We start from the raw sequence: 7,972 nt of genomic DNA, 5'->3' as shown, positions 1-7,972 counted from the left end.
CGGCGATAGGCGTCGTAACCGAAGCGCGCATCCCCGGTCGCGCGGATCTCGCCCTGCAGCGTCTCTTCGTTCAAACCGAGATTCAGAATGGTATCCATCATGCCGGGCATGGACATGGCCGAGCCGGAGCGCACCGAAACCAGCAGCGGCTTGTCCGGATCGCCGAAACCCTTGCCGGTCTTCTTCTCCACGGCACGCATCTGCGTGTGCACCGCATCCATCAGCCCGGCCGGCAGCGCATGATCGGGGGAGTCGAGGTATTCCAGGCAGGCCGCGGTCGAGATCACAAAACCAGGCGGGACGTTCAGCCCCATCTGGGTCATCTCGCAGAGATTGGCGCCCTTGCCCCCGAGCAGTCTCTTGTCCTTGCCGTCCCCTTCTTCGAATGCGAACACGTGTTTGGTGCTTTGGGATGCCATTGGTCGAACGTACCTCTCTCGTCTTTTCGTTTCGGGTTGTCTGAAATGCAGCACGCGGACCCGTGCCGCGGCGACCGCCTATTGTCGCAGAGCTTCGCGGTTCGGTCGGGGGGAATTTCGTGGGGTTCAAATCCCGCTTCCGGGTGGACCCGACAGATATGCGCGCCAGCCCCCGAGTGCACTGATGTCTCGGGCACCCTCGGCCGCGAAGCCCTCGCAGATGAAGCCCTTTTCCCAGCGTCCGTCGGCCAGCTCGACGCTACCCAGGCCAAGCGGTGCGGGAATGCCTGCGAGGAAGCTGCCGACGGTCGTCTGCGGAATCGCCCAGACCTCGACCTCGATGGCGACACCGCCGGTCGGGACGCGGATCAGACCGGGGCGCTCGGGTGGACCGCCTTGGAGTGCGTAGAGGCGATAACAAGGCGCGGTCTTGGTTGCGCACAGGAGGCGGGCGCCGCGCTCGATCAGTTGGTGATTGAGCGCGAGTCCCGATAGGTGTGCGCCGCAGACGACCAGCGGGAGCATCTCGGGCTCGGACGCCTTCGGGTTCTCCGCGGGATGCCCGGGCTCCTGAATCGAACCCGGCGACACCGGATGCCCGGTCGCGCCTTGGGTCGGCCAAGCGGTCTGGCTCGGATCCAGGTGCAGGCGCTCGGCCAAGCGAGCGAGGATCGCGTCACTGAAGGCGGGACCGAAGAGGGTCACGCCGAACGGCAGACCGTCGGGTCGCATCCCCGCGGGCACGGCGACGGCGGCCAGGTCCAGCAGGTTCATATAGTTGGTGTAATAGCCCAGGTTGCTGTTGAGCCGGATCGGATCGGCTTCGACCTCCGCGATGCGGTAAGGCGTTGCGATCGTCGGGGTTAGGATGCAGTCCAGGTCTGGCCAGAGCGTCTCCGTCCTGCGCTTGATCTCGGCCAGTCGGTACTGCGCCTTGAAGGCATCGACCGCACGCGCCTCGGCGGCCGGCTCGATGATGGCGCGGGTGACCGGGTGCAGGGTCTCGGGGCGGGTCCGGATCCAGTCCTCGATTGCGGCATAGCGCTCCGCGACCCAAGGCCCCTCGTAGAGCAGACGCGCCGCCTCGACGAAGGGCGTGAAGTCGATGGTGACCGCCTCGCCGCCGAGTGCGCTCAGTCGTCTCACCGTTGCCTCGAAGAGACTGGCACTCGCCGTGTCGCCGAACCACTCGAGGTCGGCGGGTACGCCGAAGCGAAAGGATGCCTCGGCGCGTCCATCAGCCGACGACGCCGCCGTCAACGAGGGTGCAGGCCGCGCGAATGGATCCTCCGGGTCAAAGCCGACGGCGATCGGCATCAGCATGCCTGCATCGGCCAGATCCAGCGTGAAGAGACTCACGCAGTCGAGCGTGCGGCAGGCCGGCAGGACGCCGCGGGTGCTGACGAGGCCGCGGGTCGGCTTGATGCCGACCAGGTTGTTGAGCGCTGCAGGGACACGCCCCGAGCCGGCGGTATCCGTCCCCAATGCGAAGCTGACGAGCCCGTGCGCGACCGCCGCGGCGGAGCCCGAGCTGCTGCCTCCGGCGATATAGTCCGGATCGAAGTCATTGGGCACGGCACCGTAGGGCGAGCGGGTGCCGACCAAACCGGTCGCGAGCTGATCGAGGTTGGTCTTGCCGATCGGCAGCGCACCGGCGGCGATCAGGCGCTCGACGACCGTGGCGGAGCGCTCGGGCGTCGAGGCGAGCTCAGGCAGCGCGGCGGTTGTCGGCACCCCCGCGAGATCGATGTTGTCCTTGATCGCGAAGGGGATGCCGTAGAGCGGGAGCGTCTCCGGATCTGCCTCGGACAGGCGCGCCAGATAGGATGCAAGCTCGGCGTCGGAGAGGACATGGATCCAGATGTTGTCTTCCGCATGCTCGGCGATCCGGGTGCGGATCTGCTCCACCAGCGTCGCCGGCGTGAGCAGGCCCTCGCGATAAGCGTCGCGGAGATGACGGATCGAGAGGTTCAGGGGCAAGTGCGGTGTTCGGCTCATGCTGTCTTCTCCGTTGCGTCGGCGGCCGTATCCAGCACCAGCAACGCCTGACCGGGTGTTACCTGGGCGCCGCTTCGACAGAGAATGCGCGCGACCCGTCCGCTGCGGTCGGCATGCACGGCAATCTCCATCTTCATGGACTCCAGAACCAGCAGCACCTGGCCGGGCTCTATCTGCTGACCGACCTCGACCGCGAGCTGCCAGACACTGCCGTGGACATGGCTCTCGATCGCCAGCTCGCCCGGCGCGAGCCGCAGCGACTCGGCCTGCTCGTCGATGTGCCCGGACGCGCCGTTGCCGACATCCTGATCGACCTCGAGCTGACCGGCCGCGGCCCAGCGCTCGCGCTCGGCCTCGAAGGCGGCCTGTTGGCGTGCCTTGAAGGCCGCGATCGACTCCGCGTTCGTCTGCAGAAACGCCTGGTATTCGGCGAGACTGAACCGTGTCTCTTCGACCTGAAGCCGGAAGCCGCCGCGCGGAAAGGCCTCGCGCAGCTCGGTCAGCTCCTGCTCGGAGACCGGATAGAAGCGGATCTGGTCGAAGAAGCGCAGCAGGTAAGGCCGCTCGAAATCCGGGGTGCGCTTGAAGCGATTCCACATCTGGAGCGTGCGTCCGACGAACTGATAGCCGCCCGGCCCTTCCATGCCATAGACACAGAGATAGGAGCCGCCGATCCCGACCGCGTTCTCGGGCGTCCAGGTCCGCGCCGGGTTGTACTTGGTCGTCACCAGTCGATGTCGCGGATCGAGCGGCGTGGCGACCGGCGCGCCCAGATAGACATCGCCCAGACCCATCACCAGGTAGCTCGCCTCGAAGAGGATGCGCCGGACCTCCTCGGTGTCGTCGAGCCCGTTGATGCGGCGGATGAACTCGATGTTGCTCGGACACCAGGGTGCGTCCGGTCGTACCGACTGCATGTATTTCTCGATCGCGAGCCGGATGGACGAGTCGTCCCAAGACAGGGGGAGATGCACCACGCGCGCCGGAACCGACAGAGACTCGACATCGCCGAGCGCCTGCTCGCGCTCGACGAGCCGATCCAACAGAGCGCCGAGCTTCAGCGCACGGCTGTCGTAGCGCACCTGCAAGGAGCGGATGCCCGGCGTGAGCTCCAGCACACCCGGGATCGGCTCATTGCGGAGCGAAAGCATCAGCGCATGCACCCGGAAACGCAGCCGAATATCCAGCACCTGCGGGCCATACTCCACGAGCAGATCCTTGTCGCCCGAGGCCCGGTAGGTGACGCCGACCGGATGCTCGGGCGGATCGATCCGACGCAGGCGCGGGTCCGCGGGTGGCACCGGCTTGGCCTTCACCGCGGCCGGCGCCGCGAGTTGGAGGATCATGTCGTCCTGCGCAGCCTCCAGCGCATTGGCCGTCTCCTGAGAGACCGGTACGAAACGCACTCGATCACCCGGCCGGAGCTGACCCAGACACCAGCGATCCGCCGAGATCACTGTCGCCGGGCAGACGAACCCGCCCAGGCTCGGCCCGTCAGGACCCAGGATCACGGGCATGTCGCCGGTGAAATCGAGCGTCCCCAGGGCATAGGCGTTATCGTGAATGTTGGATGGATGCAGCCCGGCCTCGCCGCCGTCGGGCCGCGCCCATGTCGGCTTGGGTCCGATCAGACGCACGCCGGTGCGGCTCGAGTTGTAGTGCACCTCCCAGTCGGTCGCGAAGAGTGTCGCGATGTCCGCGTCGGTGAAGAACTCGGGGGCACCGTGCGGGCCGTAGATCACCCGCAGTGTCCAGGTCTCGCCGTAGCGCGGGATCAGCTCGGTCAGGAGTGCGGGGGTACCGAGCGGTCCGTCGATCCACTGCAGGGTCCAGGTGTCGCCATAGCGCGGGACGAGGGACTCGGGCAGACCGGACGCGCCGGGCGCCCGTCGCTCCCGTCCTCGAGATGCTCGGCGAGCGGATCCGGGTCGGTCGCCAGATGCAGCACATCCCCGACCTGCAGCGGACGCCCGCCGTGCCCGCCGAATCGGCCGAGCGTGAAGGTGGCGCGGCTACCGAGATAGGTCGGCACCTGAAGGCCCCCGCGCACCGTCAGATAGGCGCGCGCCCCGGACCCGACCAGCGCTCCAAGGCGCAGCACCTCACCCGCGCGCACCGTGACCGGACGCCACCAAGGCAGCGGACGGCCGTCGATCTCCGCAACCATCTCGGCCCCGGTCAGACAGACAAGCGCATCGCGATTGAAACGCAGCGTCGGACCCGTGACCGTCAGCTCCAGCCCGGCGGCGTCGGGCGCGTTGCCGAGCAGACGGTTGCCGAGCCGGAACGCCAGATCGTCCATCGGTCCGGACGGAGGAATGCCGACGTCCCAGTAGCCCAGTCGCCCCGGCCAATCCTGCACCGTGGTCTGGGTGCCGGCCGCGAGGACGTCGATGGTCTCGGGCCGATAGTCGAAACCCGCCAGCGTCGCGGTATGATGGCGCCCGGCCACGACCTCGGGATCGCGCATCATCTGGCGCAGGTAGGCGAGATTGGTCTCGATACCGGCGATCTCGGTGCGCTCCAGCGCCTGCCCCAGGCGCGCGAGAGCCGCGGGGCGATCCTCCGCGTGGACAATGACCTTGGCGAGCAGCGGATCATAGTAGGGCGAGACCTGCGTGCCGGTCTCGATCCAGCTGTCGACGCGGACGTCCGACGGCAGCTCGACCCGGGTAAAGAGCCCAGCGCTCGGCTGAAACCCCTTGCCCGGATCCTCCGCATAGAGGCGCACCTGGATCGCATGACCGCGCGGCTCGACGGCCATCGCGCCCAGATCGGGCAGACTGCCCGCCCCCAGGCGCACCATCCACTCGACCAGGTCGACACCGGTCGCGGCCTCCGTGACCCCGTGCTCCACCTGAAGACGCGTGTTGACCTCCAGAAAGTAAAAGGCGGCCCGTTCGGGGTCATAGATGTACTCGACCGTACCCGCCGAGCGATAGGCGACAGCTGCACCGAGTCGGCGCGCGGTCTTCAGCATGGCGGCGCGCAGCTCGGCCGGGAGGTGCGGCGCCGGTGTTTCCTCGACGACCTTCTGATTGCGCCGCTGCAGGGAGCAATCGCGCTCGCCGAGCGCGACGACGCCGCCGATGCCGTCGCCGAAGATCTGCACCTCGATGTGTCGCGCCCCGCGCACATAGCGCTCGAGGAAGATCCCGGCATCGGCGAAGTTGCTCTGACCGAGCCGGCGGACCCGCTCGAAGGCCTCGGTCAGCTCCTCGGGATCGGCGCACTGTTGCATCCCGATCCCGCCGCCGCCCGCCGTGCTCTTGAGCATCACCGGATAGCCGATCCGCTCCGCCTCGCGCCGCGCCTGCTCGGCGTCCTCGAGCAGACCGCTGCCGGGCAGCAGAGGCACGGCGTTGGCCGCGGCCAGCTCGCGCGCACGGTGCTTCAACCCGAAGTCGCGCAACTGCGCCGGGGTTGGTCCGAGAAAGACCAGACCGCGCTGCTCGCAGGCCTCCGCGAAGCTCGCGTTCTCGGAGAGAAAGCCGTAGCCCGGGTGGACGGCCTGTGCCCCGGTCGCCTCGGCCGCGTCCAGGATTCGACCCATGTCCAGATAGGACTCGGCCGCGAGCGCCTCGCCGATACAGACCGCTTCGCCGGCCAGGCTCACGTGCCGGGATGCGGCATCGGCGCGCGAATAGACCGCCACCGACCCGACTCCCAAGGCGTCGAGCGTGCGGATGATGCGGCAGGCGATCGCGCCGCGGTTGGCAATCAGGACCTTGTCGAACATCGTCGGCGATTCCGAGCGGTCGCGGGTCGTCCCGCGTCGATGACATGACCCGCGGGGTCGTCCCCGGGGTCGTCGAAGCCTTAAACCGCGCCCAGCGCGGTATGCGATGTGTCTGGATGTGATCGGCCTCGGCAGACTTGACGACCGCTGGAGCCAGCGCGGTTTAAGATATTAAAAATAAATTATTTCAACTGATTGCGGGCACCTCAATCAGTCCCAGATGAGCATCCGCGCCGGCGTCGGGTTGTAGGCATTGCACGGATTGTTGAGCTGCGGACAGTTCGAGACCAAGACGATGAGGTCCATCTCGGCCCGCAGCTCGACATATTTGCCGGCGTCCGAGATGCCGTCCTCGAAGGTCAGGCGACCCTCGGGTGTCACGGGCACGTTCATGAAGAAATTGATGTTGGCGGTCAGGTCGCGCTTGCCCATGTCGTAGCTGGATTCGGCCAGAGCGATCAGATAATTGTCGCGGCAGTTGTGCATCGGCCGTTTTTCCAATGCATAGCGCACCTGATTGGACTCGGCAGCGCAGGCACCGCCCAAGGTGTCGTGCCTCCCACAGGTGTCGGCGACGATGGTCGCCATCGGGTTGCCGTCGTTGGAGAGCAGGACCGAGCCGGTTGTGAGATAGAGGCTGCCTTGGGCGCGGATGGTGTCGACGGCGCTGTAACGCTCGGCGGGGTCACGGGCGTTGTAGAAGAGGGTGTCCACCGCCTGGTTGCCCATGAGGTCGAGGATGCGCAGGGTCTGGCCGGCCCGCAGCTCATGCAGCCAGGGCTCGCCGGCCGGGATCTCGTGATCGTAGACGGCGTCGGCCGGATCGCGCCTGCTCTCGACCAGGTTGGCGGTGAAGTCTGCAACGGGAGTGGACTGGGTCGTCATGCCGGTGCCCTCAGAGCTGACAGTGATAGATGGCGGTGTTGGCAAAGCCGCGTCCGTTCTCGGGGCAGGACACCCGGCAGGGGTCATCCTCGGCGGCCGAGTCGACGCGATAGATCGCCAGATCCACCGGCTTGGGCGACCACTCGGTCGCCGGATCGAGTGGATGAGGACAGGTGTTGAGCACGACCAGCGTATCCATCTCGGCACGCAGGTCGACATGATCGCCGGGCTTTGAATGACCGGTGTCAAAGCGCATGACACCAGCCTCGTCGACCGCGACCTTGCTGAAGAAGTTGACGTTGGCGACCAGATCGCGACGCCCGAGACCCCACTTGCCGAGCTCGATCAGAAAAAGCTCGCGGCCATTGCGCAGGAAGGCATTGCGTGCCTCTTGATAACGGGCCACGCCGAAGCGCTCGCGCACCAAGGCGGCGTCGCTCACCCCGCAGAAGGTGTCGTGCCAGCCGCAGGTATCCTGCGTGATCGAGACCAGGATCCGACCCATGTCGGAGTAGCACACATGACCCGCGGTCAAGAAGGCCGTGTGCTGGGCCTTGAGCGTATCGGCCATGTTGTAGCGCTCGAGCTTCTCGTGCGCGTTGAAGAAGAGCGCCGAGCAATTGGCCCCGCCCCGCCGATCGGCCAGGCGCAGCGCGAAACCGCGGCGAATGATGAAGGACCAGTTGCGCGCACCGGGCAGCAGCTCGGTGTGGACGATGCGCGAGGGGTCTAGTGGCTCGTTGGTCATGGGTGGTTTCCTCGGACGATGGGATTCTGAGAGCTTCCTGCTTCCAGCTCTCAGCTCTCAGCTCTCAGCTCTCAGCTCTCAGCTCTCAGCTCTCAGCTCTCAGCTCTCAGCTCTCAGCTCTCAGCTCTCAGCTCTCAGCTCTTGGATTGGCAGGCTAACTCCTCACTCCTCACTCCTCACTCC

General features: G+C 66.6%; 6 protein-coding genes. All 6 read right to left on the bottom strand.

Annotation, left to right across the window (positions count from 1 at the left end; genetic code table 11):
- A partial coding sequence (locus VLR48_RS17225) for a PEP/pyruvate-binding domain-containing protein (RefSeq protein WP_325292972.1) occupies positions 1–419 on the bottom strand: 419 nt, incomplete at its 3' end.
- A 126-nt stretch (positions 420–545) separates the two neighbouring features.
- Positions 546–2,417, bottom strand: coding sequence for an allophanate hydrolase (atzF, locus tag VLR48_RS17220; protein ID WP_325292971.1), 1,872 nt, complete (start codon positions 2,415–2,417; stop codon positions 546–548).
- Positions 2,414–4,159 carry a carboxyltransferase domain-containing protein gene (locus tag VLR48_RS20325; protein ID WP_414718624.1) on the bottom strand — a complete coding sequence of 582 codons (1,746 nt, stop codon included), beginning with the start codon at positions 4,157–4,159 and terminating at the stop codon, positions 2,414–2,416. Before VLR48_RS20325 ends, atzF begins: the two co-directional genes overlap by 4 nt.
- Positions 4,160–4,200: 41 nt before the next feature.
- Positions 4,201–6,156 (bottom strand): biotin carboxylase N-terminal domain-containing protein, encoded by a 1,956-nt coding sequence (locus tag VLR48_RS20320; protein WP_414718623.1) that lies wholly within the window; start codon positions 6,154–6,156, stop codon positions 4,201–4,203.
- Between the two features lie 210 nt (positions 6,157–6,366).
- A complete protein-coding gene (locus VLR48_RS17210) occupies positions 6,367–7,041 on the bottom strand; it encodes an urea amidolyase associated protein UAAP2 (protein WP_325292970.1) in 675 nt (224 codons plus the stop codon).
- A 10-nt stretch (positions 7,042–7,051) separates the two neighbouring features.
- Positions 7,052–7,789 (bottom strand): urea amidolyase associated protein UAAP1, encoded by a 738-nt coding sequence (locus VLR48_RS17205; RefSeq protein WP_325292969.1) that lies wholly within the window; start codon positions 7,787–7,789, stop codon positions 7,052–7,054.
- Positions 7,790–7,972 lie beyond the last annotated feature (183 nt).

It is taken from the genome of Thiocapsa sp. (genome assembly GCF_035467215.1).
Classification (GTDB): Bacteria; Pseudomonadota; Gammaproteobacteria; order Chromatiales; family Chromatiaceae; genus Thiocapsa.
The sequence above is the reverse complement of the archived record's forward strand: the minus strand, read 5'-3'. Positions and strand labels throughout refer to the sequence as shown.